Annotated in this window: 26 protein-coding genes; 20 read left to right on the top strand and 6 right to left on the bottom strand. The window is 65.5% G+C overall.

The genetic code is table 11. The features are described 5' to 3' along the window. Window positions 1-153: 153 nt before the first annotated feature. A complete protein-coding gene (locus BLT60_RS25040) occupies window positions 154-1,167 on the top strand; it encodes a L,D-transpeptidase (protein WP_090876736.1) in 1,014 nt (337 codons plus the stop codon). Between the two features lie 18 nt (window positions 1,168-1,185). Here the strand turns inward: BLT60_RS25040 and BLT60_RS12360 are convergent, their stop codons facing one another. Further along, the gene (locus BLT60_RS12360) at window positions 1,186-1,563 is read right to left on the bottom strand and encodes a gamma-butyrobetaine hydroxylase family protein (protein ID WP_090876735.1); all 378 of its coding nucleotides are present in this window, start codon (window positions 1,561-1,563) and stop codon (window positions 1,186-1,188) included. Between the two features lie 127 nt (window positions 1,564-1,690). Here BLT60_RS12360 and moaA point away from each other — a divergent pair, with 127 nt between their 5' ends. The 8 genes from moaA to BLT60_RS12320 all read left to right on the top strand — a co-directional run bounded on the left by moaA (window position 1,691) and on the right by BLT60_RS12320 (window position 11,270). Beyond that, entirely contained in the window at window positions 1,691-2,704 is a 1,014-nt protein-coding gene (gene moaA / locus BLT60_RS12355; protein WP_090876734.1) for a GTP 3',8-cyclase MoaA, read from the top strand. 120 nt (window positions 2,705-2,824) lie between these two features. Then, window positions 2,825-3,688, top strand: coding sequence for a class I SAM-dependent methyltransferase (locus tag BLT60_RS12350; protein WP_090876733.1), 864 nt, complete (start codon window positions 2,825-2,827; stop codon window positions 3,686-3,688). 173 nt (window positions 3,689-3,861) lie between these two features. Then, complete coding sequence (locus BLT60_RS12345; protein ID WP_090876732.1) at window positions 3,862-4,764, top strand: DMT family transporter; 903 nt, start codon at window positions 3,862-3,864, stop codon at window positions 4,762-4,764. Further along, a complete protein-coding gene (locus BLT60_RS12340; protein WP_090876731.1) occupies window positions 4,761-5,963 on the top strand; it encodes a multidrug effflux MFS transporter in 1,203 nt (400 codons plus the stop codon). Before BLT60_RS12345 ends, BLT60_RS12340 begins: the two co-directional genes overlap by 4 nt. Window positions 5,964-6,189: 226 nt before the next feature. Next, window positions 6,190-7,470, top strand: a complete 1,281-nt coding sequence (locus BLT60_RS12335; RefSeq protein WP_090876730.1) for an imelysin family protein — start codon at window positions 6,190-6,192, stop codon at window positions 7,468-7,470. A 72-nt stretch (window positions 7,471-7,542) separates the two neighbouring features. Next, window positions 7,543-9,078, top strand: a complete 1,536-nt coding sequence (locus tag BLT60_RS12330; protein ID WP_090876729.1) for a di-heme oxidoreductase family protein — start codon at window positions 7,543-7,545, stop codon at window positions 9,076-9,078. A gap of 1 nt (window position 9,079) precedes the next feature. Continuing rightward, a complete protein-coding gene (locus tag BLT60_RS12325) occupies window positions 9,080-10,201 on the top strand; it encodes an imelysin family protein (RefSeq protein ID WP_090876728.1) in 1,122 nt (373 codons plus the stop codon). After that, window positions 10,191-11,270: a DUF1513 domain-containing protein gene (locus BLT60_RS12320; RefSeq protein ID WP_090876727.1), complete on the top strand. Its 1,080-nt coding sequence runs from the start codon at window positions 10,191-10,193 to the stop codon at window positions 11,268-11,270. Before BLT60_RS12325 ends, BLT60_RS12320 begins: the two co-directional genes overlap by 11 nt. A gap of 5 nt (window positions 11,271-11,275) precedes the next feature. On the opposite strand, the gene BLT60_RS12315 is transcribed toward BLT60_RS12320, so the two are convergent. Then, window positions 11,276-12,439, bottom strand: coding sequence for an Mrp/NBP35 family ATP-binding protein (locus BLT60_RS12315; RefSeq protein WP_090876726.1), 1,164 nt, complete (start codon window positions 12,437-12,439; stop codon window positions 11,276-11,278). Between the two features lie 154 nt (window positions 12,440-12,593). On the opposite strand from BLT60_RS12315, the gene BLT60_RS12310 reads away from it, so the two are divergent. From BLT60_RS12310 to BLT60_RS12265, 10 genes are all read left to right on the top strand, one after another. Beyond that, on the top strand, window positions 12,594-13,112 hold the full coding sequence (locus tag BLT60_RS12310; protein ID WP_090876725.1) for a TspO/MBR family protein: 519 nt from the start codon (window positions 12,594-12,596) through the stop codon (window positions 13,110-13,112). A gap of 171 nt (window positions 13,113-13,283) precedes the next feature. Then, complete coding sequence (locus BLT60_RS12305; RefSeq protein ID WP_090876724.1) at window positions 13,284-13,703, top strand: SH3 domain-containing protein; 420 nt, start codon at window positions 13,284-13,286, stop codon at window positions 13,701-13,703. 724 nt (window positions 13,704-14,427) lie between these two features. Further along, window positions 14,428-14,856 (top strand): histone H1, encoded by a 429-nt coding sequence (locus BLT60_RS12300; RefSeq protein WP_090876802.1) that lies wholly within the window; start codon window positions 14,428-14,430, stop codon window positions 14,854-14,856. A gap of 327 nt (window positions 14,857-15,183) precedes the next feature. Then, window positions 15,184-16,008, top strand: coding sequence for an MliC family protein (locus BLT60_RS12295; protein WP_090876723.1), 825 nt, complete (start codon window positions 15,184-15,186; stop codon window positions 16,006-16,008). A 7-nt stretch (window positions 16,009-16,015) separates the two neighbouring features. Beyond that, entirely contained in the window at window positions 16,016-16,663 is a 648-nt protein-coding gene (gene mobA, locus BLT60_RS12290) for a molybdenum cofactor guanylyltransferase MobA (protein WP_210185602.1), read from the top strand. A 61-nt stretch (window positions 16,664-16,724) separates the two neighbouring features. After that, on the top strand, window positions 16,725-17,486 hold the full coding sequence (locus BLT60_RS12285; protein WP_090876800.1) for an ABC transporter substrate-binding protein: 762 nt from the start codon (window positions 16,725-16,727) through the stop codon (window positions 17,484-17,486). An 83-nt stretch (window positions 17,487-17,569) separates the two neighbouring features. After that, a complete protein-coding gene (locus BLT60_RS12280; protein ID WP_090876722.1) occupies window positions 17,570-18,277 on the top strand; it encodes an ABC transporter permease in 708 nt (235 codons plus the stop codon). After that, window positions 18,274-18,969, top strand: a complete 696-nt coding sequence (locus tag BLT60_RS12275; protein ID WP_090876721.1) for an ABC transporter permease — start codon at window positions 18,274-18,276, stop codon at window positions 18,967-18,969. Before BLT60_RS12280 ends, BLT60_RS12275 begins: the two co-directional genes overlap by 4 nt. An 82-nt stretch (window positions 18,970-19,051) precedes the next feature. After that, window positions 19,052-19,924, top strand: a complete 873-nt coding sequence (locus BLT60_RS12270; protein WP_090876720.1) for an NAD(P)-dependent oxidoreductase — start codon at window positions 19,052-19,054, stop codon at window positions 19,922-19,924. Next, the gene (locus BLT60_RS12265; protein ID WP_090876719.1) at window positions 19,924-20,652 is read left to right on the top strand and encodes a DNA alkylation repair protein; all 729 of its coding nucleotides are present in this window, start codon (window positions 19,924-19,926) and stop codon (window positions 20,650-20,652) included. Before BLT60_RS12270 ends, BLT60_RS12265 begins: the two co-directional genes overlap by 1 nt. On the opposite strand, the gene BLT60_RS12260 is transcribed toward BLT60_RS12265, so the two are convergent. The 3 genes from BLT60_RS12260 to BLT60_RS12250 all read right to left on the bottom strand — a co-directional run bounded on the left by BLT60_RS12260 (window position 20,636) and on the right by BLT60_RS12250 (window position 22,272). Next, window positions 20,636-21,067 carry a hypothetical protein gene (locus BLT60_RS12260; protein WP_090876718.1) on the bottom strand — a complete coding sequence of 144 codons (432 nt, stop codon included), beginning with the start codon at window positions 21,065-21,067 and terminating at the stop codon, window positions 20,636-20,638. The two genes, BLT60_RS12265 and BLT60_RS12260, sit on opposite strands and share 17 nt — an antisense overlap. Continuing rightward, entirely contained in the window at window positions 21,064-21,552 is a 489-nt protein-coding gene (locus BLT60_RS12255; RefSeq protein ID WP_090876717.1) for an Lrp/AsnC family transcriptional regulator, read from the bottom strand. Before BLT60_RS12255 ends, BLT60_RS12260 begins: the two co-directional genes overlap by 4 nt. Window positions 21,553-21,660: 108 nt before the next feature. Beyond that, a complete protein-coding gene (locus BLT60_RS12250; protein ID WP_244521245.1) occupies window positions 21,661-22,272 on the bottom strand; it encodes a uracil-DNA glycosylase family protein in 612 nt (203 codons plus the stop codon). A gap of 168 nt (window positions 22,273-22,440) precedes the next feature. Between BLT60_RS12250 and BLT60_RS12245 the strand changes: the two genes are divergently transcribed. After that, entirely contained in the window at window positions 22,441-23,979 is a 1,539-nt protein-coding gene (locus BLT60_RS12245; RefSeq protein ID WP_244521236.1) for a sensor histidine kinase, read from the top strand. A gap of 14 nt (window positions 23,980-23,993) precedes the next feature. On the opposite strand, the gene cobT is transcribed toward BLT60_RS12245, so the two are convergent. Then, a complete protein-coding gene (gene cobT / locus BLT60_RS12240; protein ID WP_090876714.1) occupies window positions 23,994-25,028 on the bottom strand; it encodes a nicotinate-nucleotide--dimethylbenzimidazole phosphoribosyltransferase in 1,035 nt (344 codons plus the stop codon). Window positions 25,029-25,082: the final 54 nt, after the last annotated feature.

The raw sequence follows: 25,082 nt of genomic DNA, 5'->3' as shown, positions 1-25,082 counted from the left end.
GCTTCGTTGCAGTAGAAACACACCTGCCCGAAAACCACCGGGATACAGGGTGTTTGGACTTCGGACTGTTGCCGACGCAGCGAGAATTCGGCAAACAGGAAAGTGGATCGTGCGATAGTGCGCGAGGTTTCGTGATTCAGGGGCAGTAACTCGATGCGGAAATCTGTTCTCCTTGCCGCCGGACTGGCCATCGCATGGCTCGGTAGTGTGGACGCGAATGCGGCGGTCAAATCCTACTGGGATCAGGCGACCGGCAAGTGGCTCAAGTACGACACCGACGCCAAGCGCGTCGTTCCAAAGAATTACTCGCCGATCAAGCGGCAGACCGTCAAATATGACGGCCCGTTCAAGCCGAACACGATCGTCGTCAACACCGCCGAAGCCCGGCTCTACTATATCCTCGAGGGCGGCAAGGCGCTGAAATACGGCGTCGGCGTCGGCAAGGAAGGCTTCCAGTGGTCTGGCGCCGACTGGATTTCGCGCAAGGCCGAATGGCCGGGCTGGACTCCGCCGCCCGAGATGATCGCCCGCGAGAAGAAGAAAGGCCGGATTCTTCCCGCCTATATGGAAGGCGGCCCGAAAAATCCGCTTGGCGCGCGCGCCCTCTATATCGGCGGCACGCTCTACCGAATTCATGGATCGAACGAGCCCTGGTCGATCGGCCGTGCCGTGTCCTCGGGCTGTATCCGCCTGACCAACGACGATGTCACGCACCTCTATGAGCGCGTCAAGGTGGGCAGCCGGGTCGTGGTGCTGACGGGTCGCGAAAGCAATGCGCGCCTCGCCGCCCTCGCCAATCCGCCGCCGCCCGCACCGAAGGAGCCGGACCCGGTCGTCGCCGATCTCGAAGAGCCGATGACCAAGGATGACGGCGTGGTCGTTCTCGCCCCGGATGCCGAGCCGACCGGCTCGATCGTCGATGGTGCGCGGGTGAAGGATGACGACGTGCTCGTCGTCGCGCCGGTCGCAGCCGTTGCCGTCGTCGACGAAGTGCGGGTCAAGGACGACGAAGCCCTCGTCACGCCCGTCGCGACCGAGGAGGTTGTCGTTGAAGAGGTTGTGGTCGAAGCGCCCGTCAAGGATGACGACGTCATCGTCCCGGCCGCCGAACCGGCGGGTGACGACGTGACGGCGGTCATGGACGAAGTCGAGACCGTCGCCAACTAGAATACGGCGGCGCCCGGTTCAGCCCGGGCGCCGGGGCTCGCGCGCGAGCCCTTTTTCCTTGAGCTCGGCCAGGTAGCCGTTCCATAGCTCGGCTTCGTCTTCACCGAGCTTGCGAAGATAATTCCAGGAGAAAAGACCGCTGTCGTGCCCGTCCGAAAAGGTCAGGCGCACTGCGTAGTTGCCGACAGGATCGATGGCGGTGATCGCCACGTCGATCTTGCCGCCAACGGTCTGCCGCTGCTCCGGCGAGTGTCCCTGGACTTCCGCCGAGGGACTGAGAACCCGCAGATACTCCGCGCGCAGGTCATAGGCGGATCCGTCATCGAAGCGGATGCCGATCGAGCGCCGGTCGCTGCGCAGCTTCACTTCCGTCGGCCAAGGCTGTCTGTCGTTCATGCAACCTGATTAGGAGCATGGCGGGCCGACCACAAGCCCCGCGCCCTTGGAAACGGCGGTCTGGCTCTCCATGTAAAGACTCGATATGGTCGAACGAACCGATCGAGGAACGAAACCCGTGTCCCACATGCCGGAGTCTCGCACCGCTCCCCTTGTCGACCCCTTCGGCAGGGCCGTTACCTATCTGCGGGTCTCGGTCACCGACCGCTGCGATTTCCGATGCGTCTACTGCATGGCCGAGGACATGACCTTCCTGCCGAAGCGGGATGTGCTGTCTCTGGAGGAACTCGACCGGCTCTGCTCGGCCTTCATCGCCCAGGGGGTGCGAAAGCTTCGCCTCACCGGCGGCGAGCCTCTGGTGCGCAAGAACATCATGAGCCTAATCCGGTCGATCAGCCGGCATCTCGACAGCGGCGACCTCGAGGAACTGACGCTGACGACGAATGGATCGCAACTGGCGCGCCATGCGGCGGAACTGGTTGCCTGCGGCGTTCGGCGGGTCAACGTCTCCGTCGACACGCTGGACCCGGTCAAGTTCAAGGCGATCACCCGCTGGGGCGATCTCGCCAAGGTCCAGGAGGGCATTCGCGCCGCGCAGGCGGCGGGCCTGAAGGTCAAGATCAACGCGGTGGCGCTGAAAGGCGTCAACGAGCACGAATTCGACGACATGATCCGATGGGCGCACGGGGACGGCATGGACCTGACCCTGATCGAGACGATGCCGCTCGGCGAGATCGAGCCGGACCGGGTCGACCAGTACCTGCCGCTTGCCGAGGTCCGTCAGCGACTCGGCGAGCGCTGGTCGCTGGTCGATATCCCGTACAAGACCGGCGGGCCGGCGCGTTATGTGGAGATTCGCGAGACCGGCGGTCGCCTCGGCTTCATAACGCCGTTAACGCACAATTTCTGCGAGAGCTGCAATCGCGTGCGCGTCACCTGCACCGGCACGCTCTATATGTGCCTCGGCCAGGAGGACGCGGCCGATTTGCGCACGGCCTTGCGGGCTTCAGAGAGCGACGGACCGCTTCAGGCGGCGATCGTGGAGGCCATTTCGCGCAAACCGAAGGGCCATGACTTCATCATCGACCGACGCGCCGGACGGCCCGCGGTCTCGCGTCATATGAGCGTCACCGGCGGTTGATTTGCTCCCGGCGTGGCGTCCGCCGCGAATCCGGTCCATAATGCCTGTGCATCTGAAACCAACCGGAGGTTCGAACGCGGCTCGCCAGCCGCGCGCGGAATATTTTGGAGTATTGTGAAAGTGACTGTACTAGACAGCTTCGATCTCGACGATGACGGAAAGATCGACCTGAGCGGCGTTTACGGCCAGGCCGACCCTCGCAGCTACTACCAGACCCTCGTCACCCTGGAATATCGCATCCCCGAGTCGGCCAGTTCGCTCTTTGGCCGGATTCTCGGCGCCCTGAGGGCGACGCGGGAGCAGAATAGCGCCACCATTCTTGATGTCGGCTGTTCCTATGGGGTCAACAGCGCGCTGCTCAAGCACGGCTACGGGTTGTCCGAGCTCTTCAATCTCTACAACCGCCAGGCGACAGCCGGCCTCTCCCACCAGCAATTGATCGACCGCGACCGTGGCCTGTTCCAGAGCGACAACGAACCGGACATTCAGACCGTCGGGCTCGACACGTCGGACGAGGCAATCGCATACGCCTGCGAGGCCAACATCCTCGACGCGGGAATTGTTGCAGACTTCGAGTCGCGCGACCCAACCACGGCGGAAGCGGCACTGGTGGCGCCGACCGATCTGGTGATTTCGACGGGCGCCATCGGCTACGTCGGCGCACCGACATTCACCCGCATCCTCGACAGCGCGACGCGGGCCCCGTGGATGGCGCTCTTCGCGCTCCGCATGTTCCCGATTGACGAAATCGCCGATATGCTCAAGGCGCGCGGATATGCCGTCTACCACCTCAAGGGCCAGACGTTCCGCCAGCGGCGTTTCGCCGGACGGGACGAGCGGGAGGAAGTGCTCGCAAAGCTGGCGTCCCTCGGTATTGATCCGACCGGCCACGAGGCGAACGGCTGGTACCACGCCGAATTCTTTCTCGCCCTGCCGCCGGGCGAGACCGACGATCCGCCGATCATCAATCCGGTCCGCCTCTGACGACTGCCTTGAGAGACGGGGTCGGGAAACCGGCCCCGTTTTGTCCCACCGCGCCCCTACGACTGGATTGCATCCGGGCCCATTCACGCTGTAAAGGGGATTATTCGCGTTTCCCGCCGACTGACGGCGACGCTCCTGGCGCTCGCGTCACCTTTCAAAAAGTTCAATCCGATATGACCCCGTTCCGGGAGACATTGCGCGGCATCGTCGGGATCACGGCGTGCAACCTGCTGTTCCTTGTCAACGACACGTTGGTCAAGCTGGCGAACAGCGAGTTGCCGCTCGGCGAACTTCTCTTCATTCGCGGGCTGTTCGCTTCGCTTCTGCTCGTGCCGATCGTCATCTGGACCGGCGCCCACCGCCAGCTGAAGAGGCTCTGGAGCCTGGCGATCCTGCTCCGCCTGCTTGCAGAGATCTGCGGCTCCGTTCTCTTTCTTATCGCGCTCTTCCAGATCCCGATCGCCAACGCCAATGCCATTCTCCAGGTGGTGCCGCTCATGGTGACGGCCTGCGCCGCGATCTTCCTCGGCGATCAGGTCGGCTGGAAGCGCTGGCTCGCCATCGGCGTCGGCCTGATCGGCGTCCTCATCGTCGTCCGGCCGGGGTTCGCCGGGTTCAATGCCTTCAGTCTCGTCGCTCTGGCGTCGATGGTCTTCATCACCTTGCGCGACATGACCACGCGGATGATGCCGCGCAACTTGCCGGCGCTGCTGGTCGCGTTGGCGACCGCGGTCGCGGTCGGGCTCATCGGACCGGTGCTCAGCCTCGCCAGCGGTGAAGTATGGGTCTTGCCGAGCGCGAACGGCATGGCCCTGCTGGTCGGCTCCGCGGTCTTCCTGATCGGTGGCTACCTCACCGCGGTCGACTTCATGCGCCATGGCGACATCGCCGTTATCGCTCCCTTCCGCTACTCGGTCGTGGTCTGGGCGATCCTCGTCGGCTTCGTGGTTTGGGGCGAGGTGCCCGACCTGCTGATGCTGGTCGGCACGACGATCATCATCGCGACCGGCATCTACACCTTCCATCGCGAACGCCGCCTCGCAAGAATCGTCGCCGAGAGCGACATCGACATATGATCGGCGCGCGGCCTCTTGCCGCCTCACCACGCGCCTTCATCGCCACCCTCATCGTCGTTTCCGCCCTCAATCCCATCGCCATCAACATGTTCGTCCCGGCGATGCCGGACATCATGGTCGGCCTGCAGACCAACCAGGCGACGATCCAGCTCGTTCTGTCCGCCTATCTGTTTGCCACGGCGGCTTCCCAGCTTCTGCTCGGCCCCATGTCGGACCGCTTCGGCCGGAGGCCCGTTCTGCTGGCGGGCTTGACGGTCTTCATTGTCGCGACGGTGGTCTGCGCCAGCGCCCCGACCATCGGGATACTGATCGCCGCGCGGGTCGCCCAGGGCGCCGGCGGCTGCGTCGGTATCGTTGTCGGCCGCGCCATGATACGTGACCGCTACGAGCGCGACAGGGCGGCCAGCATGCTCGGCTATGTGACCATGGGTTTCGCCATGGCGCCGATGGTCGGACCGATGATCGGCGGCCTGCTCAACGACAGTTTCGGCTGGCGATCGATCTTCATGCTGCAGGCCGGTCTCGGCGTGGCGGTCGGGATTGTCTGCCTTCTCTTTCTGCCGGAGACAAATACACAGCAAAGAGGTCTCGAAGCTCAACCGACGCTGCGCTACAGCTTCGCGACGCTCGGCAGGATTCCGGCCTTCTGGGCCTACGCCCTGACCTGTGCCTTCGCGACCGCGGTGTTCTTTTCCTTTCTCGGTGGAACGCCCTTCGTCGCCGTCGACATGATGGGCATGACCGGGACCGAATACGGCCTGTATTTCATCCTGGTTCCAGGCGGCTTCCTGATCGGCAATTTTCTCACCGCGCGCTACGCCCAGCGGACCGGCCTGTTCGCGATGCTGGTGATCGGGAGTTCGTTGACCTTCCTCGCCGTCCTCGGCATGGCGGCGGCGTTCCTGGTCGGCTGGTACCACCCGCTCGCCCTGTTCATGCCGATGTATGTCATCGGCTTCGCCAACGGCCTGACATTGGCGAATTCGCTTGCAGGCGCGGTCTCGGTGCGGCCTGACCTCGCCGGCGCGGCCTCCGGCCTGGCCGGCAGCATGCAGATCGGTTTCGGGGCCATCGCGACCGTGCTGATCGGCGCCCTCCTCGCCGCCACCCATTCGGTCTTCCCGCTGACCATCTGCATGGGACTCCTGGCGCTGGCCGGCGTGGCGGCAGCGATCTGGACGCGGACCGCCCGCGGCTAGGCCGACGGCGGGAACATCTCCAGCTTTTAACTAGACCTATTCAAAAAGATAGCATTTGACCGTCCATGTCTCGGCCAATACGTTGCCGTCGAGTAAACAATACAGTTTAGAATTATTTTCAAGATGGCTATCGCCCTGCAATACAGAATCGAATAGTTTCAGACTGATATTCTACTCTGGAATTATTCAATTCTTTCCCTCCGCGTCCTTGCCAAGGAGACTATCGATGCGAATTCTGACGACAACCGCCCTGCGTTTCGCTGCCGCGCCCATATTGGCGTCCGGCTTGTGGATCGGCGCGGCGCAGGCCGTCGAGGTCAAGGATGTCCTCACCACCTATGCCGACATCGCGCTGGCCGGATACGAGGATTCGCTGACCACGGCGCAGGCCCTCGACGCGGCGATCGGCAGCCTGGTCGCTAACCCGTCCGAGGCAACGCTGAACGCCGCGCGGGCGGCATGGATTGTGGCCCGTGCGCCCTACCAGCAGACCGAGGTCTACCGCTTCGGCAATCCGATCGTCGACGACTGGGAGGGCCGGGTGAACGCGTGGCCGCTCGACGAAGGTCTGATCGACTATGTCGACGCCGCCTATGGCAGCGAGTCGGACGCCAACCCCCTTTACACCGTCAACGTGATCGCCAACGCCAACCTGACCATCGACGGCGAGACGGTCGACGCCAGCGCCATCACTCCCGCATTCCTGCAGGACGTCCTGCAGGAAGCCGGCGAAGTCGAGGCCAATGTCGCGACCGGCTACCACGCCATCGAGTTCCTGCTCTGGGGTCAGGACCTGAACGGGACCGGGCCCGGAGCCGGCAAGCGTCCGGCGACCGATTTCGACACGGCCAACTGCACCGGCGGAAACTGCGACCGCCGCGCCGCCTACCTCCAGGCCGCGTCGTCGCTGCTCCTCTCCGACCTTGAGGAAATGGTCGCCAACTGGCAGGCCGACGGCGCCGCGCGCGAGGCCGTCCTTGCCGATCCGGCCGCCGGGGTGGCGACGATCCTGACCGGCATGGGCTCCCTCTCCTACGGCGAGCTCGCCGGCGAGCGCATGAAGCTCGGCCTGCTGCTCCACGATCCGGAGGAAGAGCATGACTGCTTCTCGGACAACACCTTCAACTCCCACTACGCCGACCAGCTTGGCATCCGCAACGTCTATACCGGCCACTATCGCCGCATCGACGGTTCGGTGGTCGAGGGACCGGCACCGGTTGACCTGATCGCCGAGACCGACGCCGACCTTGCTCGTGAGATCGCGACGAAGCTCGACGCGACCACGCTTGCGATGGCCGCGATGCGGGCGCGCGGCGAGACGGTCGAGGCCTATGACCAGATGATCGGCGAGAACAATCCCGAGGGCAACGCGGTCGTCCAGGCGGCGATCGACGGGCTGGTCGACCAGACGCGGTCGATCGAGCGCGCCATCGCCGCCCTTGACCTGAGCGGCATCGAGATCGAGGGATCGGACAGCCTTGATGCGCCGGACGCGGTCTTCCAGTAGGATCGCGCCAGGCGAATATGATCGGGCGGACGTCGGTGTTCCGGCGTCCGCCACACTTTGTGGTGACCTTTCATGCCGGCGTGCAAACGCTATCGTGGTGAACTGATCGGCCTTGTGGCCCTTGCCGTCGTCACGGCGACCGGCGCCGTCTCCGCCGCCTATCTCACGCACCGCGACGACCTCGACGACAAGGACCGCGCCCGGGTGGCGACCATCGTCGCGCCGGCCACCAGCTTTGGCGCGGCCGAACCGTTCGAGCGCATGTCGGCGGGCGCGGCAACCGCCAATGCGCGGCCCAACAACAACGCCTTCTCCTTCCCGCTCGGCAATCTGAGCTTCGGCGGCGAGACGGACTTCAAGCTCGGCAACGGCCTGTTCAAGAAGGTCTGGGTGTCATCCCCCTCCTCCACCCAGGCCTCGGACGGGCTGGGACCGCTCTTTAACGCCCGCGCCTGCCAGCGCTGCCACCTCAAGGACGGGCGAGGCCGGCCGCCGCTCGATACCAACGAGGCGGCGGTATCGATGTTCCTGCGCCTGTCGGTGCCGCCCCGCACGGACGCGGAGCGCGAAGCACTCGCCAGCAAGGCAACATTGCGGATTCCCGAGCCGACCTATGGCGGGCAGCTTCAGAATTTCGCCGTGCAGGGAATCCCGGCCGAAGGCACGATGACGATCGACTACGAGGACGTACCGGTTACCCTGAACGGTGGCGAGACGGTCGTCCTGCGCAAACCGACCTACGACATCGCCGATCTTGGCTATGGCCCGATCGATCCCGACGTGATGCTGTCGCCGCGGGTCGCGTCGCCGATGATCGGCGTCGGCCTGCTGGAGGCCATCCACCCCGGCGACATCCTCGCCCGGGCCGATCCCGACGATGTCGATGGCGATGGCATCTCGGGAAAGGCCAGCATGGTGCGCGATCCCGAGACCGGCGAACTGACGCTCGGCCGCTTCGGCTGGAAGGCCTCGACGCCGACGATCAAGGCCCAGACCGCTGACGCCTTTTCCGGCGATATCGGCATCTCGACGCCGCTGGTCACGCCGGCCTTCGGCGAATGCACCACCGCCCAGGCGATCTGTCGCGACGCACCGAGCGGCGTCCAGGACAGGCTCGGGCCGGTCGAGGCGCCGGACCCCATCCTCGATCTGGTCACCTTCTACAGCCGCAACGTCGGCGTCCCGCCGCGCCGCGACATCGACGACCCCCAGGTGCTGGAGGGCAAGGCGCTGTTCTACGACTTCGGCTGCGCCTCGTGCCACGCGCCGAAATACGTCACCAGCCGAGACGCGCCGCAGCCGGAACACCGTTTCCATCTGATCTGGCCCTATACCGACCTGCTGCTCCATGACATGGGCGAAGGCCTGGCGGACGGGCGACCGGTCGGCGATGCGTCCGGCAGCGAATGGCGCACCGCGCCGCTGTGGGGCATCGGCTTGACCGAGACGGTCAGCGGGCACACCTTCCTCCTGCATGACGGCCGGGCGCGGAACCTGCTCGAGGCGGTTCTCTGGCACGGCGGCGAGGCGCAGGCGGCGCGCGATGCCGTCGTCGCGGCGACACCGGACGAGCGCGCGGCGCTGATCCGATTCCTGGAGTCCCTGTGACGTGAAGCGAAACATCATCCTTGCGGCGATCTCACTGGCGATCGCCATTAGTCCGGCCATCGCCGATGACGAGGAAGTCGTCAGCGAACGGCCGACCGTCGCCTTCCGTCCGGCGGTGATCGATGCCGTCGACCGTATCATCATCCCCGGCTACGACGCGCTGGCGGCGAAAGCGGCGATCGAAGCGGAGCGCGTCAGCGACCTCTGCTTCCAGGCCGATGACGAAAGGCTGGCGCTGGCGCGCGAGGGGTTCGGCGCCCTGGTGTTGGCGTGGTCCACCGTCGAGATGTTCCGCTTCGGCCCCGTGCGCGACGAGAACCGCTACGAGCGGCTGTTCTTCTGGCCCGATCCGCGCGGTCGCGGGCTGCAGCAGGTTCAGGGGATCCTTGGTAGCGAGGATGCAAGCGCAACCGCCGTCGAGACCCTGCGCGGCAAGAGCGTCGCCGTTCAGGGCCTTTTCGCGCTGGAATTCGTTCTCTTCGGCACCGGCAGCGACACGCTTGCCGATACTGCGGCATCCGACCGCTCCTTCCGCTGCCGCTACGGCGCGGCCATCGCCGGGGCGATCGCCAGGACCACGCGCGACCTCGACGACGCCTGGAAGGCAGAGGATGGCTACGCGGGCCTCATGCGCGACGCAGGGCCGGACAATCCGGTCTATCGCTCGCATGGCGAGGTCGTCCAGGAACTCATCAAATCCTGTCGCGAACAAACGCAACTCGACCAGCAACTGAAGCTGGCCTTCACCATCGGCGCGACGCCCGACAAGGCGAAGCCAAAGCTGGCGCCTTTCTGGCGGTCGAACCTGACGATCCCCTCGATCCGCGCCAATCTCGCGGCGGTGGTCTCGCTCTGCGGCCCGGACGGTATCGGCGCGATCCTGCCGGAGAGCGCGGACTGGCAGGCCGGTTCGCTCGCTTTCGAGATGAGCAGCGCCGACCACGCTCTGGCTGGCATCTCCCGTGGCGATACACCGTGGGAATCGGTGGTGGCCGACGAGCACGGCCACGACACGCTTCGCTACGTCCAGATCCCGCTCGGCGGTGCCGTCGAACTGCTCGAGCAGGGCTATCCGGCAGCCTTCGGCCTGATAACAGGGTTCAATTCACTCGATGGCGATTGACCGGCGCAATTTTCTCAAGGCGATCGCCGCTCTCGGCGTCATGCCGATCGCGACGCTGGCGCGCGCCGACGGCGCCCCCGCCTTCGTCGCCGCGCGGATGAAAGGCAACGCCGATTTCTCGGTCGCCGTGCTCGATCACGCCGGCACTGTTCTCTTCAGCGAAAGCATCGACGGGCGAGCGCACGACATCGCGATCTCGCCAGACCGGACAGTGGCCGTCGTCTTCGCCCGGCGTCCCGGTTTCTTCGCGCTGGTCATCGACCTTGCCGGTCGCCGCCCGGTGGCGACCTTCGCGCCGCCGGAGGGTCGGCATTTCTACGGCCACGGATTCTTCTCCGCCGACGGACGGCTGCTCTACGCGACGGAGAACGACTTTGAGGCAGAGCGCGGCGTGCTCGGCGTCTACGATGTCGCCGCCGGCTATCGCCGGACTGGTGAGCTCTCGACTCACGGCATCGGCCCGCACGAAGCGTTGCTGATGCGCGACGGGCGCACTATCGCCATCGGCAACGGCGGCGTCGCGACGCATCCCGACTACGACCGGATGAAGCTCAACCTGCCGACGATGGAGCCGTCGCTGGTCTATCTCGACGCGGTGACCGGCGACCTCGTCGACAAGGTCATGCTGCCGGCTTCGCTCCATCAATTGTCGATCCGCCACATGGCCGAGGCCGCCAACGGCACGATCTGGTTCGGCGGCCAGTACGAGGGCAGCGAAACCGACGCGGTCGACCTCGTCGGCACCCACCGCCCGGGCAGCGATCCCCAGCTCATCGCCGCACCGTCAACGGCTTACGAAGGCATGCGCCAATATGTCGGCGCGGTCGCGGTCAACGACGCGGGCACCCGCGTCGCGGCGACCAGCCCTGTCGGCGGGCATGTGGTGATCTTCGACGCCGAAACGCGCGGCTTTGTCGAGAGCCGCGCCATCGCCGACGTCTGCGGCATTGCGCCGGACGGCCGCGATTTCTTCATCTCCGACGGACGCGGGCGCCTGTGGCAGGGCCCGAACCTGATCAGCGAAGCGCCCGACCTTGCCTGGGACAATCATGTCCGGAAGATCGGATAGCCGTCCTACTCGATGACGATCCTCGGCGGCGGGCGGCCGCCCTCGCTCCGGTCGCGCTGGATGCCGTCCCAGACCTTCGTCGCAACCTCGCGATAAACCTTCGCATACGGGCTTTCGGGATCGGACGCGACGATCGGCGTACCTGCATCCGATGTCTCGCGGATACGCAGGTCGAGCGGTACCTCGCCAAGGAAGGGCACGCCCAGCGTCTCCGCCTCTTTCCGCGCGCCGCCATGGGAGAAGATGTCGGTGCGTTCGCCGCAATGCGGGCAGAGGAAATAGCTCATGTTCTCGATGATGCCGAGCACCGGGACGTCGACCCTCTGGAACATCGCAAGCCCGCGCCGCGCATCGATCAGCGCAAGATCCTGCGGCGTCGAGACGATGATCGCGCCGGCGAGCGGCACCTGCTGGGCCATGGTGAGCTGGGCGTCGCCGGTGCCGGGTGGCATGTCGACGACAAGAATGTCGAGATCGCCCCACTCGACCTCGCGCATCATCTGGTTGAGCGCCGATATGACCATCGGCCCGCGCCAGATCATCGGCGTCTCCTCCTCGACGAGGAAGCCGATCGACATCACCTTGACCCCATAGGCATCGAGCGCCCTGAGCGTCCGCCCGCTGATGATCTCCGGCTTCCTGTCCTTGAGGTCGAGCAGGCGCGGCAGCGACGGACCGTAGATATCGGCGTCGAGGATGCCGACCCGCAGGCCGTTCGCCTTAAGCGCCAGCGCCAGATTCACGGCGGTGGTCGACTTGCCGACGCCGCCCTTGCCGCTGGCGACCGCGACGATCGCGTCAATGCCGGGGATGCCCGCCTTGCCGCGAGCCGGCGCGGCAGCCGGCTGTTGACGCGGCGGCGGCGCTTGCGTGCCGGCTGGCCGCGGTGGCGGCTGCGCGCCGGCGCCTGGTGCGCCGCCCTTCTTCTCGGCGGTCAGCACCACCATCGCGCCCTCGACACCGGGCAGGTCGCGCACGGCGGCCTCGGCCGCGGCACGCAAGGGTTCGAGCGACGCCGCCTTCTCCGCCGGGACCGTGATCGAGAACATCACCTTGGCGCCGGAGACCACGATGTCCGAGACGAGGCCGAGGGTGACGATATCGCCACCCTCCGGCCCGCGGACGGCCTTGAGCTGTTCGAGTACCTGGTCCCTGGTGATGTCCGGCATGTCGCGTGTCTTTCCTGTCCCGAGAATGCCGGGACCATAGCGGCGCTGCCTGCGCGGTCAATTCGCTCCGCTCACGAAACGCGGGCGGGCGATCCCGGTTTGACGTTTCCGGCGCGCGCCTATCTTCTCCCAGAGATCCAATTGGAAACGAACCATGCGAGCCTCCGCCACACCCCCCGACCGCCACCCGCCATCGACGGGTCTCGCCGCCCAGGTGCTGGCGCTCGTGCTGTTCCTGTTGCTCTGCTATGGCGCGGCCTTCCTCGGCCAGCAGGCGACGGCGCCGAATATCCCGACCTGGTATGCCGGGCTGGAAAAGCCGTGGTTCAATCCCCCCAACGCGGTCTTCCCGATCGCCTGGGGTATTCTCTACACGCTGATGGCCGTGGCGGCCTGGCTGGTCTGGCGGCGCCCGGCATCGGACCGGCGGATGAAGGCGTTGGTGGCCTTCGGCGTGCAGCTCGTTCTCAATGTCGCCTGGTCCTGGGCTTTCTTCGGTCTGCAGAACCCGTTGCTTGGCCTCGTGGTGATCGTGCCGCTGCTCCTGGCGATCGCCTGGATGCTGCTCACCTTCCGGCCTGTGAGCCCCTTGGCCGCGCTCCTCACCGTGCCCTATTTAGCCTGGGTGGCCTTCGCCACGCTGCTCAACACGGCGATCTATTTCCTCAACTAGCGGCTCCGCCGCGTTCGCCCGCCGGCGGCCGTCTCCGGTGTCATATTTTGGCCGCGGTGCAGTCACTGATTGTCGGCTTGGGGGACCTGTCTGGCGTTGAGTCGCACGCGCTGCGCGGCGCATTGCCGCGCGACGCATCCGGCCAGCGCGGGATGCGAAAGGGGACTACTCATGTCGCTTCGATCGCTGACGTTTGCCGCCGGCCTGCTCGCCGGTCTCGTCGCCCCGGCAATCGCACTTGCCGCCTACACCACTGGATCGGTCAACGTGCGCACCGGACCGGGCACGAATTACTACGTCATCACCACCGCGCCACCGGGTGCTTGGGTCGGCGTTCATCGCTGCGTCGCCAACTGGTGCGACGTGAGTGTCGTCGGCGTAAGGGGGTGGATGTCGGCGTCCTATATCGGCGACGGACCACAGCCCTATTACGCGCCGCAGCCGCGCTACGTGCCGCCGCCTTATGCCTATCGACCGGTGCCGCCACCGCCCGTCTATTACGATCCGTATCCCTATCGCGGACCATATCCGTATTACGGTCCGCGTCGGCCGCGTGCGTCTTACGGATTCTCTTTCGGGTTCGCTCGCTGAAAAAATCGCGACGATTCTCACGCCACCGTCGGCGACGATTCATGCGACGTGGATGTCATCGCAGCGCTGTCGCATGGTCGACGCGAACCGTCGTCATCGCGTCGCATTTGACGACCGGGCGATTCGCGAGGTGACGCGTCTCCGCTTACTGTCGGACGCAATTATCCTGGCGTCAGCGGACAGCGTCGAGCGGTCCAAGTAAACCCGTCATCGGAGTCGAGACTAGCCCTTCCGGTTACCACGATCGCAAGCGCTTTTCGGCGACGGACAGGCGGAGTCTTCTTGGCGGCATCGAATGAAATTATTCTTTTTTTTCTGATACTTGGCTGAATCGCTGAAACGCCAAACCGCCAAGTCCCGGAGAAATCAGCGCTTCCGACAGCGCCGGCTATGGCAAGCAATTCCGCCCCAAAGACGATGCTTCCGCACGCAGCAAACTCTCACCCGATCGTTCGACGCGAAGGACCCTCTCGACCTGCTGATGAAACTTCAGGGGAGACGGCGCGTTGACTGTCCAGGCGATGTTTGACTGGTTCGAAAATCATCGTTGTGGAGACCGATACGACCGCATCACCGTGATCGGAATCGACGTTGCAATTATCGTTACGTCTAGTCCGCGAGACTACGTCGGCTTTGTTTGGAATTAGCGCGAAATTAACCCGGAATCTGAATTACAATGTTTAGCGCGGGTCGATTCGCGATCCGGCATCAGAGGAGAACTACCTTGGCGAAGACAGCGACACGCAAACCGGCAGCGAAGAAGGCACCGGCCAAGAAGCCCGCCGCCTCTCGTACTGCCGCGAAGAAGCCTGCTGCAAAAACTGCCGCGGCCCGGACGACCGCCGCGAAGAAGCCTGCAGCTGCCAAGAAGCCCGCCGCCGTGAAGAAGCCTGCGGCCGCCAAGAAGCCCGCCGCAGCGAGAAAGCCTGCAGCCGCCAAGAAGCCCGCTGCTGCAAAAAAGCCTGCCGCCGCGAAGAAGCCTGCGGCCGCCAAGAAGCCCGCTGCCAAGAAGGCCCCTGCCGCTGCGAAGAAGCCCGCAGCCGCGAAGAAGCCTGCGGCCGCCAAGAAGCCTGCTGCCAAGAAGGCCCCTGCCGCTGCGAAGAAGCCCGCAGTCAGGAAGGCGCCGGCCAAACGGGCTGCCGCAAAGAAGTAACGAGGCGGATCGTCCGCTTCCGATCGTCGTTGCGACCCGTCCGTCCGGGCGGGCGCACGGCGGACGGTTACCGGGATACGGGCGTTGCAGACAGCCGCCCTTTTTCTGTTGTCGCAGGTTCCAAGCGATCGCCGGATCGGCGCGTCGGCTCTATCGCTTGATAGGGCCTGACACCGCTGGGGCGTCTTGCGGGTTGCCCGCACAAATTATCCCGTTCGATCAAGCATCTCGAAAGCAACCGGCGCGAAAGTCGCACATTCGCGCGGATGCATTTTCTCGCGGGTGGTATGCTCGACAGGCTGAATGCCTATCCTGCGGAGGTTCCCCATGCGCCCGATCGTTCAAATCGCCCTCGCCGTAACCGTCACGATGTCCGGTGGCGCTGCTGCCGCGGACCTCGTCACCGACGCGACGTTCGCGTGCAATCTCGGCAAGTCGATCGACGCCGCTTTCTATCCGGACAAGGTCGCGCTCAAGCTGAGCGACGGACGGGACCTGACCCTGCCGCAGACCATGTCGGGCTCCGGTGCGCGCTACGCCAATAGCGACGAAAGCGTCGTCTTCTGGAACAAGGGCAATACAGCCTTCCTGACCGAGGGCGCCGACGAGACGCCAACCTATAACGGCTGCATCCAGGTCAGCGCGATGGCGCCGGTAGACTGGCAAAGCTTCGCCAGTTCCGAATACGGCTTTTCCCTTCGCTATCCGCCCGGCTACACGATCAATGGCGGTTACGTCTATCAGGGCCTCGGGCCAGGCCATGACATCACCGGCGTATCCTTCACGATCCCCGCCGCGATGACCGACGGCACCAACCTGTCGGACGACACGCGGCTCAGCGTCGAGACCCTGCCCGACGCTACGTCCTGCACCGCGGACCTCTTCCTGCCTGCCGGTGCGGATACGCCGACGGAAACGACCGAATACGGCACCGACAATTCCGTCGCCTCGCTGTCGGATGCGGGCGCCGGCAACCTCTATGATGAGACGGTCTACGCGCTGGTCGGCACGTCGCCCTGCCTGGCGGTCCGGACCTTCATCCACTCGACCAACCTGGCCAACTACGACCCGGGCACCGTCACCGCCTTCGACGAAGCGGCGCTGACGGCCCAGTTCGACGCCATCCGCAAGACGCTCATCGTCGGGCAATAGTCGGGCGGTGACGCGCGACGAACGTCCCGCCATCGTCGGCGTGCTGCTCGCCGGCGGCGCGGCGCGGCGGATGGGCGGCGGCGACAAGGCCCTGGCGTTGCTCGACGGGCGCCCTCTCCTCGACCACGCGATCGACCGCCTGTCGCCGCAGGTCGACACGATGATCGTGAGCGCCAACGGCAACCCGTCACGCTTCGCCGCTTTCGGGCTGCCGGTCGTGGCCGACACGATCCCCTCCGCAGGTCCGCTTGCCGGCCTTCACAGCGCGATGCTGTGGGCGCGCGACCACCGGAGCCCGGCCGCGCGCATCGTCTCCGTCCCCACCGACACGCCGTTCTTCCCGTCCGATCTCGTTGCACGGCTCATGGCAGCCGCCGACACGTCCGGCATCGCGATCGCGCGATGCGGTGGACGCGACCACCGTGTCTTCGGGCTCTTCCCGGTCGCTTGCGCCGATGCGCTCGAGCAGTTCCTGCGCTCGGCCGCCTCACCGAAGGTTGGCGACTGGCTGTCGGACATGGGGTACGGGATCGCAGACTTCACCATCCCGGAAGACGACGTCGATCCCTTCTTCAACGTGAACACCCCCGAAGACCTGCAACGCGCCGAGACGATCCACGCGACGACGCTCGGGTTGCGGCCCGCGCGGAATTGATGGGAAGATGGCGGCAAGGATCGATGCCGTCATCGCGGCTCGACGCGACAAGGGGACAATCATGAAAATCACCTCGCTCATGCTCGCCGGCTTGCTGGCCGTTGGCGCCGCGGCCGGACAGGCCCATGCCAAGGACTGGGACAAGATCCGCATCGGTATCGAAGCCGCCTATCCGCCTTTCAACGGCTACAACACCAACAAGGAGCTGATCGGCTTCGACGTCGACATCGCCGAGGCGCTGTGCGCGCAGATGAAGGCGGAATGCACCCTGGTGGCCCAGGACTGGGACGGGATCATCCCGGCATTACTGGCCGGCAAATACGACGCTATCGTCTCGTCGATGTCGATCACCGAGGAGCGGCAGCAGGTGGTCGATTTCACCGATCGCTACTACACCAACTCGCTGACCTTCGTGGCGCCCAAGGACACCGCGATCACCGACGTGTCGCCGGCAGGCATGGCCGGCAAGACGCTCGGCGCGCAGAGCTCGACGGTGTCGGCGGCCCATCTCGAGGAAGAGTACAAGGACGCGACGATCAAGCTCTATCCGACCCAGGACGACGCCTATCTCGACCTTGCTTCCGGCCGGGTCGATGCGGTTCTGGCCGATGTCGGCCCGACCAATCTGTGGCTCGATGCGGAAGACGGCGCCTGCTGTGCCTTCGTCGGCGAGGCTGTGGTCAAGGACGACGAGATCGGCATCGCGATCCGCAAGGATGATGGCGACCTCAAGGCGAAGTTCAACGAGGCGCTTGCCGCGATCCTTGCAGACGGCACCTACGAGACAATCAGCGCCAAGTATTTCCCCTTCTCGATCTATTGAGGCGGGGTCGATGACCGGCCCGGGGCACGGGATCGGGCGCAGGCCCGTCCCGGCTCCGGGCTGAGCATCCGGGGGCGCAGAGGTTGGAGCAACTATTCGGGCTGCTCAGTTTCGGCCCAGACGGATGGGGCGACGAGATCGCCGCAGGCGCCTGGCTGACGCTCAGGCTCGCTGCGGCGACGCTCCCTTTCGGGCTAGTTCTTGGCTTCGCCGTCGCGCTCGCTCGCAATTCCCATCGCACATGGCTCTCGGTGGCCGGCAACGCCTTCGCCACCGTCTTCCGCGGCCTGCCGGAACTGCTGACGCTGTTCATCGTCTATTACGGCGGCCAGATCCTGGTGCAGCGGATCGCGTCGCTGGTCGCCGACGAGTATGTCGAGGTCAATGGATTCGTCGCCGGGCTCGTTGCGCTCGGTCTCGTCTTTGCCGCCTATGCCAGCGAGGTCTTCCTCGGCGCCTTCCGCTCGATCGGCCGGGGGCAGTTCGAGGGCGCGGCGGCGCTCGGGCTGCGCTGGCCCGCGGCAATGCGGGTGGTAATCGTTCCGCAACTCGTTCGCCTGGCGCTGCCGGGGCTCGCCAACCTCTGGCTCGTCCTGCTCAAGGAAACCTCGCTGGTTTCGATCATCGCGCTGAACGACCTTCTCCGCGAGACCTCGGTCGCGGTCGGGGCAACCAAGGAACCGTTCTTCTTCTATCTCGTCGCCTGCCTGATCTACCTCGCCATGTCGATCGTCTCCTCCTTCGGCATCGTCGGCATCGAGCGCTGGTCCGACCGGGGGATGAAGCGATGAGCCAGTTCGAACTGCTCAGCCGCTACGGCCCGCGCATGCTGGAAGGCCTGCTGATCACCATCGAACTGGTTGCGATCTCGGTGACGCTCGGCGCGCTGATCGCCGTGCCGGTGGCCCTCGCGCGGCTCTCCGCCAGCCGGATGCTGCGCGCCCTCGCCCTCGGCTACAGCTTCTTCTTCCGCGGCACGCCGCTGCTGGCGCAGCTCTTCCTCGTCTACTATGGCAGCGGCGAGTTCCGGTCCTTCTTCGAGTCGATCGGCCTGTGGTGGCTGTTCCGCGACGCCTTCTTCTGCGCGCTGCTGACCTTCACCCTCAACACCGGCGCCTACCAAAGCGAGATCCTGCGCGGGGCGATCCGTGCCGTGCCGCGCGGCCAGAGCGAGGCGGCGATGTCGCTCGGCATGAAGCCGCGCTGGATCATGTTGAGGGTCGTGCTGCCGCAAGCACTGGTCATCGGCCTCCGGCCGCTCGGCAACGAAGTGATCCTGATGATCAAGGGCTCCGCCGTCGCGGCCATCATCACCGTCTTCGACCTGATGGGCGCAACGCGGCTCGCCTTCGCCCGATCCTTCGACATCACGGTCTATCTCTACGCGGCAGTCCTCTATCTCGTGCTGGTCGAGACGTTGCGCCGCCTCTGGGACATACTGGAACGGCGGCTGACCCGCCATGTCGTCCGCGCCGCCCCCTGACTCGGCTTCCACGGTGGGTTAAAACCTTGCCGCAAGGGCGGCTTAGGCGCCCTTCGATTCAATTCAAGCGGAGTACCTGACTATGGCGAAAGTTGCCTTCATCGGCCTTGGCGTAATGGGCTACCCGATGGCCGGCCATCTCAAGGCGCGCGGCGGTTACGACGTGACGGTCTTCAACCGCACCGCCGAGCGGGCTGACAAGTGGGTGGCAGAACACGGCGGATCGGCCGCGCCGACACCGCGACAGGCCGCTGAAGGCGCCGACTTCGTCTTCGTTTGCGTCGGCAATGACGACGACCTCAGGTCGGTGACGATCGGCGACGACGGCGCCTTCGCCGGCATGAAGGACGGTGCGATCCTCATCGACAACACCACCGCCTCGGCGATGGTCGCGCGCGAACTCGAAGCGGCGGCGAAGGCCAAGGGCTGCGGCTTCCTCGACGCGCCGGTATCGGGCGGCCAGGCCGGGGCCGAGAACGGCCAGCTCACTGTCATGGTCGGCGGCGACCAGTCGACCTTCGATACCGCAAAGCCGGTGATCGACTGCTACGCCAGGATGGTCGGCCTGATGGGACCGGCGGGGGCAGGACAGCTCACCAAGATGGTCAACCAGATCTGCATTGCCGGGTTGGTGCAGGGGCTATCGGAGGGCATCCATTTCGCCAAGCAGGCCGGTCTCGATGTCGAGCAGGTGATCGGCGTCATCTCGAAGGGCGCCGCCCAGTCCTGGCAGATGGAGAACCGCTGGAAGACGATGGACGCCGGCCAGTATGAGCACGGTTTCGCCGTCAACTGGATGCGCAAGGACCTGTCGATCGCGATCGAGGAGGCGCGGAGCAACGGCGCCAAGCTGCCGGTCGCGGCGCTGGTCGATCAATTCTACGGCGAGGTCCAGGCGATGGGCGGCGGCCGCTGGGATACCTCGAGCCTGCTTGCGCGGCTGACGCGCGACTGATGGCGCGGGCGGCGGCACCGCCTCCCGATGTCGACGCGGTTCTCGCCGAACTGAAGGGGCTCGGCTCCGAAAAGAACCGCCTCGGCATGGCGCGCTTCGGCATCGAGACCGGGCGCGCCTTCGGCGTGTCGATCGCGATGCTCCGGCCCCTCGCCCGCCGGCTGGGGCGCAATCACGATCTGGCGCTGGCGCTATGGGCAAGCGGCTTCCACGAAGCCCGCCTCCTCGCCGCCTTCATCGACGAGCCGAAGAAGGTTACGCCTGACCAGATGGATGCCTGGGCGTCGGACTTCGATTCCTGGGATCTCTGCGACCAGGTCTGTCTGAAGCTCTTCGTCAGGACGCCCTTCGTCGACGATAGAATCGCGGCATGGACGGATGACGATCGCGAATTCGTCCGACGCGCCGGCTTCGCCCTGATGGCCGCCTATGCCGTCCACGGCAAGACCGTGCCCGATGCGCGCTTCGCGGCCTTCCTGCCGACGATCGAGCGACACGCCACGGACCCGCGCAACTTCGTGAAGAAGGCGGTCAACTGGGCGCTTCGCCAGATCGGCAAGCGCTCGATGAGGCTGCATGCCCCGGCCCTGTCGCTGGCCGAACGCCTCGCGGCATCCGACGACAGGACCGCGCGCTGGATCGGACGCGACGCAGTGAGGGAGCTCAGCGATCCCGTTCAGCTTGAACGGATCGCGCGGCGCGACTCGAGCGCTAGCGCTCGTAGGTGAAGGACGCGCAGATGCCGTCCTGGTCGAGCGGATCCGGGTTGAGCTTCGGGACGTCCGGACCGTCGAAGGCGAGCAGGATCATCGAAGTCTCGTACATCGCGAAGGCGATGTATTCGGGCGGCGCGTTCGAACCGCACAGAGTGTTGCCGTTGAGCAGGACGGGATTGTCGGTCGCGGACGCGAGCGTGAACAGGTGCGCCTCCCCTTCAACCGGCTTGAGACCGAGGCTGGCGCCGGTCTCGAAGACGATCTTGTCCGCCGACACCTCGATGTCGCCGGTGATCGACATGGCCGTCGTGCTGGCGGCGACCCATTTGCCGTTCATGTCCATCGCCATGGCCGGCGCGACACCGGTCAGGAGTCCGGCTGCGACGACGACCGAGACCATCGCCTTTCCGAAACCAAGCTTGTTCATGCAGGTGCCTTTTCCTTGTCGAGGGCAATGTAGTTCAGTGGCAGCATCGTCGTGTATTTGATCTGCTCCATGGCGAAGGTCGTCGAGACATCGGAGATGTCGATCTTGGCGATCAGCCGCTTGTAGAAGGCGTCATAGGCCTCGATGTCGGGGACGACGACGCGCAGCAGATAGTCGACCTGCCCGGCCATCCGGTAGAACTCCGCGACCTCCGGCATCTCGCGGATGACCTCGGCGAAGCGGCGGAGCCATTCATCGTTGTGCTGGTTGGTGGTGATGGCGACGAAGGCCGTTACCCGGGTGTTGATCTTCTTCGGATCGAGAAGCGCGACCCGCCCGGTGATGACCCCCTCCTCCTCCAGCTTCTGGATCCGCCGCCAGCAGGGCGTCGTCGACAACCCGATCCGGCGGCCGATCTCGGCGACCGGGATCGTCGCGTCCTCCTGGAGAATCTGCAGAATCTTGCGATCGAGGCGATCGACCATTGTCGGCGTTCCTGAACAACCCGTTTGCGTCGAAACCCCTATAGCGGACAATTATCCTACGATCATCAGGATTATTGCCGATTGCGGGTAATAAATTCTTGAAATGGATCAGTCGCCCCGGAGTTCGCGCCCGACCCGATCACGCAGAAACGGCAGGAGGTCGGTTTCGAACCAAGGATTGCGCTTCAGCCAGGCGTTGTTGCGCCAGGATGGATGGGGCAAGGGAACAACGACGGGGTCAGTCGCTGTGGCGATGTCACGCCATGCGGCGACCGTTCCGGTGAGCGACTTTCGGGCCAGAGGTCCAAGGTGCCACGCCTGGGCGTAGGCGCCCACGGCAAGCATCAGCCGAATCCGGGGCAACTGCGCCATCAGTGGTGCACGCCATGCCGGCGGGCATTCCCGTCGCGGCGGAAGGTCGCCCCCCTTCGCATCGAGACCGGGAAAGCAGAATCCCATCGGCACGATCGCCACCCGGCTCTCGTCGTAGAAGGTATCGGAGTCGATTCCCATCCAGTCACGCAACCGGTCGCCGGACGGATCGGTGAACGGCACGCCCGAGGCGTGCACCCGGGTGCCGGGCGCCTGGCCGACGATGCATACGGTGGCGCTCGCCGACACCCGCAGAACGGGCCTCGGTTCATGCGGCAAGGGCGTCCTGCCCGTTGGCCGGTCCCGGCAGATGCGACAGCCGCGGATGTCGCTCAGGAGAGCGTCCAGCGATTGTCCGGGAGGCGCAGCAGGCCCCTCTCCCCTTGTCGATCCGACCACCAGTTTGCCTTTGGCTCCCGTTAACCAACCTGTTCAGCGGCAAATTAAACCTTCCATGCGAGGTTTGCAGCCTCTGCGCCGGGGAATGGCGCTCAAGAGGTGTCGGGACTCGACCGCGTGACGGCCATTCGATCTTCCAGGGACGGCGACAAGACGGCGATCAACCGCAAGCGCGCGGAGCATCGCAACGAAGTCCGTCGCACGGTCAGCGCCCAGCGCGAGCGGCTGACGTCGATGACCGGCACCAAGCCGGCCTTCGACTACGAATTGCTGCTGACCTTCGCCCAGAACCGGTTGAGCGCCGCCCTCGTCGTCCCGCTGCTCGTTGCCGTGGTTTCGGCCGCTGCCATGATCTGGCTCGGCATTATCCAGGTTCTTGCCTGGGCCGCGGTGATGCTCGCGGTTCATTTCCGCATGTATTTGTTCTGCCGCCACTTCTCGCGCCTGCCGATCGCCGATGTCGCGGTTCGGCGCTGGACGGGACGCTTCATCTCGACGGAATTCGTCGGCGGCGTCGCGTGGGCGGCGCTCTTCCTTCTGGTCCCGGCCGAGTTCGGCTCTCGCGACGGTGTCGATATCTTCCTCTTCGCCACCGCCCTGATCGCGGTGGCGGCGACGACGATGCTCGCCTCGACCATTCCGGTCGCGGCAGTCGCCGGCACCATTCCGGTCACGGCGACCCTGGCGATCGTCTATCTCACCCGCGGCGATATTCTCTTCGTCGCGCTGGCGGTGATGGCGATCGGCGCCCAGTGCTTCTTCCTGATCCTCGCGACGCGGCTCTATTCGGCGACGCTGACAATGCACGAGTATCGCGCCGAGAAGGACCTGCTGATCGCCGAGCTTGGGACGGCCAAGGCCGTCTCGGACGAGTCGCGGCGGCGGGCGGAGGAAGCCAACCTGGCGAAATCCCGTTTCCTCGCGACGATGAGCCACGAACTCCGCACGCCGCTCAATGCGATCCTCGGCTTCTCGGAAGTGATGAAGAGCGAGGTCCTCGGCCCGATCGACAACGAGAATTACCGGGACTATGCCGCGAACATCCACGAGAGCGGGCAGCATCTCCTCAATCTGATCAACGAAATCCTGGACCTGTCGCGGATCGAGGCCGGCCATTACGAATTGTACGAGGAACCGGTCAATCTCATCTCGGTGGTCGAGGAATGCTGCCATCTGCTGCAGCTCAAGGCGCGCGGCAAGAATCTCGAGATCGTCCAGCAATACCGTCGGGACATGCCGCGGATCTGGGCCGACGACCGGGCGATCCGACAGATCGTCCTCAACCTGGTGTCCAACGCGATCAAGTTCACGCCGCCTGGCGGCGAAATCACCGTGCGCGCCGGACCGTCGAGCGACGGCGGCCAGTTCATCTCGATCCGCGATAACGGGCCGGGCATCCCGGAAGAAGAGATCCCGATCGTTTTGACCTCCTTCGGCCAGGGCGCGATCGCCATCAAGAGCACCGAACAGGGCGCCGGCCTCGGACTGCCGATCGTTCAGGCGCTGGTGCGGATGCACGAGGGGGCGTTCGAGCTGAAGTCCAAGCTCCGGGTGGGAACCGAAGTCATCGCGACCTTCCCGCAGTCCCGCGTGATGGAGGCGCTGCCGCCGATCGAGGACGAACCGCGCCGCAGCCGCTGGCTGCGCGTCAGCTGACCGCCAGTCTTCGCCTAGCCGCCACTATCCTTGCCCGCGACGCCGGCCTGGCTGAAGGTCGCCATGCCGGCATGGACCCGCGCCGCCGACCGCACGATGCCGGCGGCGAGCGCCGCGCCCGTCCCCTCCCCCAGCCGCATGCCGAGATCGAGCAGCGGCCGCTTGCCAAGCCGGTCCAGCGCGCGAACATGGCCCGGTTCGGCGGAGATGTGGCCGAACTGGCAGTGATCGATCGCACCCGGTTCCATCGCGTGGAGGATCGCCGCCGCCGCTGTGGCGACATAGCCATCGACGATCACCGGTATATGCCCGTGCCGCGCGGCGAGGATCGCCCCGGCCATCGCGGCCACCTCGCGGCCACCAAGACGGCGCAGCACCTCCAGCGGATCGTCGAGGGCGCCGCGGTGACACGCCAGCGCCGCCTCGACCGCCGCCACCTTCCGCTCGATGCCGGAGGGATCGACCCCGGTACCCGGCCCGACCCAATCCGCGGCCGCGCCATCATAAAGGGCGGCGAAGATCGCGGCGGCGATCGTCGTATTGGCGATGCCCATTTCGCCGATGCAGAGAAGGTCGATGCCGCCGGCCGTCGCCTCCATGCCGAAGGCCATCGTGCCGGCGCAGGTCACCTCATCCATCGCCGCCTCGACCGTGATGTCGCCGGTCGGCACCTCGAGGGCGACGTCGAAGACCTTGAGGCCGAGATCGTGGGTCAGGCAGATCTGGTTGATCGCCGCGCCGCCGGCAGCGAAGTTGTCGACCATCTGGCGGGTGACGCTGCTGGGAAAGGCCGAGACGCCGCGCGCTGCTACCCCGTGGTTGCCGGCGAAGATCGCGACCTGCGGCCGGTCGACGGTCGGCGGCGCCTTGCCCTGCCAGGCGGCGAGCCACTCGACCAGGTCCTCCAAGCGCCCCAGCGAGCCGGACGGCTTGGTCAATTCCGCATCGCGGGCCCGAACGGTGGCAACGGCATCCGCGTCTGGACCGGGCATTTCCCGGACGAGCTTGCGGATATCGTCGAAGGGGAGCGCGGAATCGGTTGGCGTCATGACTGGCTCCTGGCTGCCGCCGGCTTGGACGCGGCAAGAGCGTGGTTCTATAAA

Origin of the sequence: Bauldia litoralis, assembly GCF_900104485.1 — a bacterium.
Taxonomy (GTDB): Bacteria; Pseudomonadota; Alphaproteobacteria; order Rhizobiales; family Kaistiaceae; genus Bauldia; species Bauldia litoralis.
Note: the sequence above shows the minus strand (reverse complement) of the source record. Positions and strands in the feature narration are given on the sequence as shown.

Bases quoted from the DNA above. Each gene is read 5' to 3' on its own strand.
- BLT60_RS12305 (WP_090876724.1), top strand. From the start codon at position 13,284: ATGTCGCTTCGATCGCTGACGTTTGCCGCCGGCCTGCTCGCCGGTCTC.
- BLT60_RS12310 (WP_090876725.1), top strand. From the start codon at position 12,594: ATGCGAGCCTCCGCCACACCCCCCGACCGCCACCCGCCATCGACGGGT.
- BLT60_RS12315 (WP_090876726.1), bottom strand. From the start codon at position 12,439: ATGCCGGACATCACCAGGGACCAGGTACTCGAACAGCTCAAGGCCGTC.
- BLT60_RS12275 (WP_090876721.1), top strand. From the start codon at position 18,274: ATGAGCCAGTTCGAACTGCTCAGCCGCTACGGCCCGCGCATGCTGGAA.
- BLT60_RS12330 (WP_090876729.1), top strand. From the start codon at position 7,543: ATGCCGGCGTGCAAACGCTATCGTGGTGAACTGATCGGCCTTGTGGCC.
- BLT60_RS12255 (WP_090876717.1), bottom strand. From the start codon at position 21,552: ATGGTCGATCGCCTCGATCGCAAGATTCTGCAGATTCTCCAGGAGGAC.
- BLT60_RS12320 (WP_090876727.1), top strand. From the start codon at position 10,191: ATGGCGATTGACCGGCGCAATTTTCTCAAGGCGATCGCCGCTCTCGGC.
- BLT60_RS25040 (WP_090876736.1), top strand. From the start codon at position 154: ATGCGGAAATCTGTTCTCCTTGCCGCCGGACTGGCCATCGCATGGCTC.
- BLT60_RS12340 (WP_090876731.1), top strand. From the start codon at position 4,761: ATGATCGGCGCGCGGCCTCTTGCCGCCTCACCACGCGCCTTCATCGCC.
- BLT60_RS12270 (WP_090876720.1), top strand. From the start codon at position 19,052: ATGGCGAAAGTTGCCTTCATCGGCCTTGGCGTAATGGGCTACCCGATG.
- BLT60_RS12345 (WP_090876732.1), top strand. From the start codon at position 3,862: ATGACCCCGTTCCGGGAGACATTGCGCGGCATCGTCGGGATCACGGCG.
- BLT60_RS12260 (WP_090876718.1), bottom strand. From the start codon at position 21,067: ATGAACAAGCTTGGTTTCGGAAAGGCGATGGTCTCGGTCGTCGTCGCA.
- BLT60_RS12295 (WP_090876723.1), top strand. From the start codon at position 15,184: ATGCGCCCGATCGTTCAAATCGCCCTCGCCGTAACCGTCACGATGTCC.
- moaA (WP_090876734.1), top strand. From the start codon at position 1,691: ATGCCGGAGTCTCGCACCGCTCCCCTTGTCGACCCCTTCGGCAGGGCC.
- cobT (WP_090876714.1), bottom strand. From the start codon at position 25,028: ATGACGCCAACCGATTCCGCGCTCCCCTTCGACGATATCCGCAAGCTC.
- BLT60_RS12360 (WP_090876735.1), bottom strand. From the start codon at position 1,563: ATGAACGACAGACAGCCTTGGCCGACGGAAGTGAAGCTGCGCAGCGAC.
- BLT60_RS12285 (WP_090876800.1), top strand. From the start codon at position 16,725: ATGAAAATCACCTCGCTCATGCTCGCCGGCTTGCTGGCCGTTGGCGCC.
- BLT60_RS12335 (WP_090876730.1), top strand. From the start codon at position 6,190: ATGCGAATTCTGACGACAACCGCCCTGCGTTTCGCTGCCGCGCCCATA.
- BLT60_RS12265 (WP_090876719.1), top strand. From the start codon at position 19,924: ATGGCGCGGGCGGCGGCACCGCCTCCCGATGTCGACGCGGTTCTCGCC.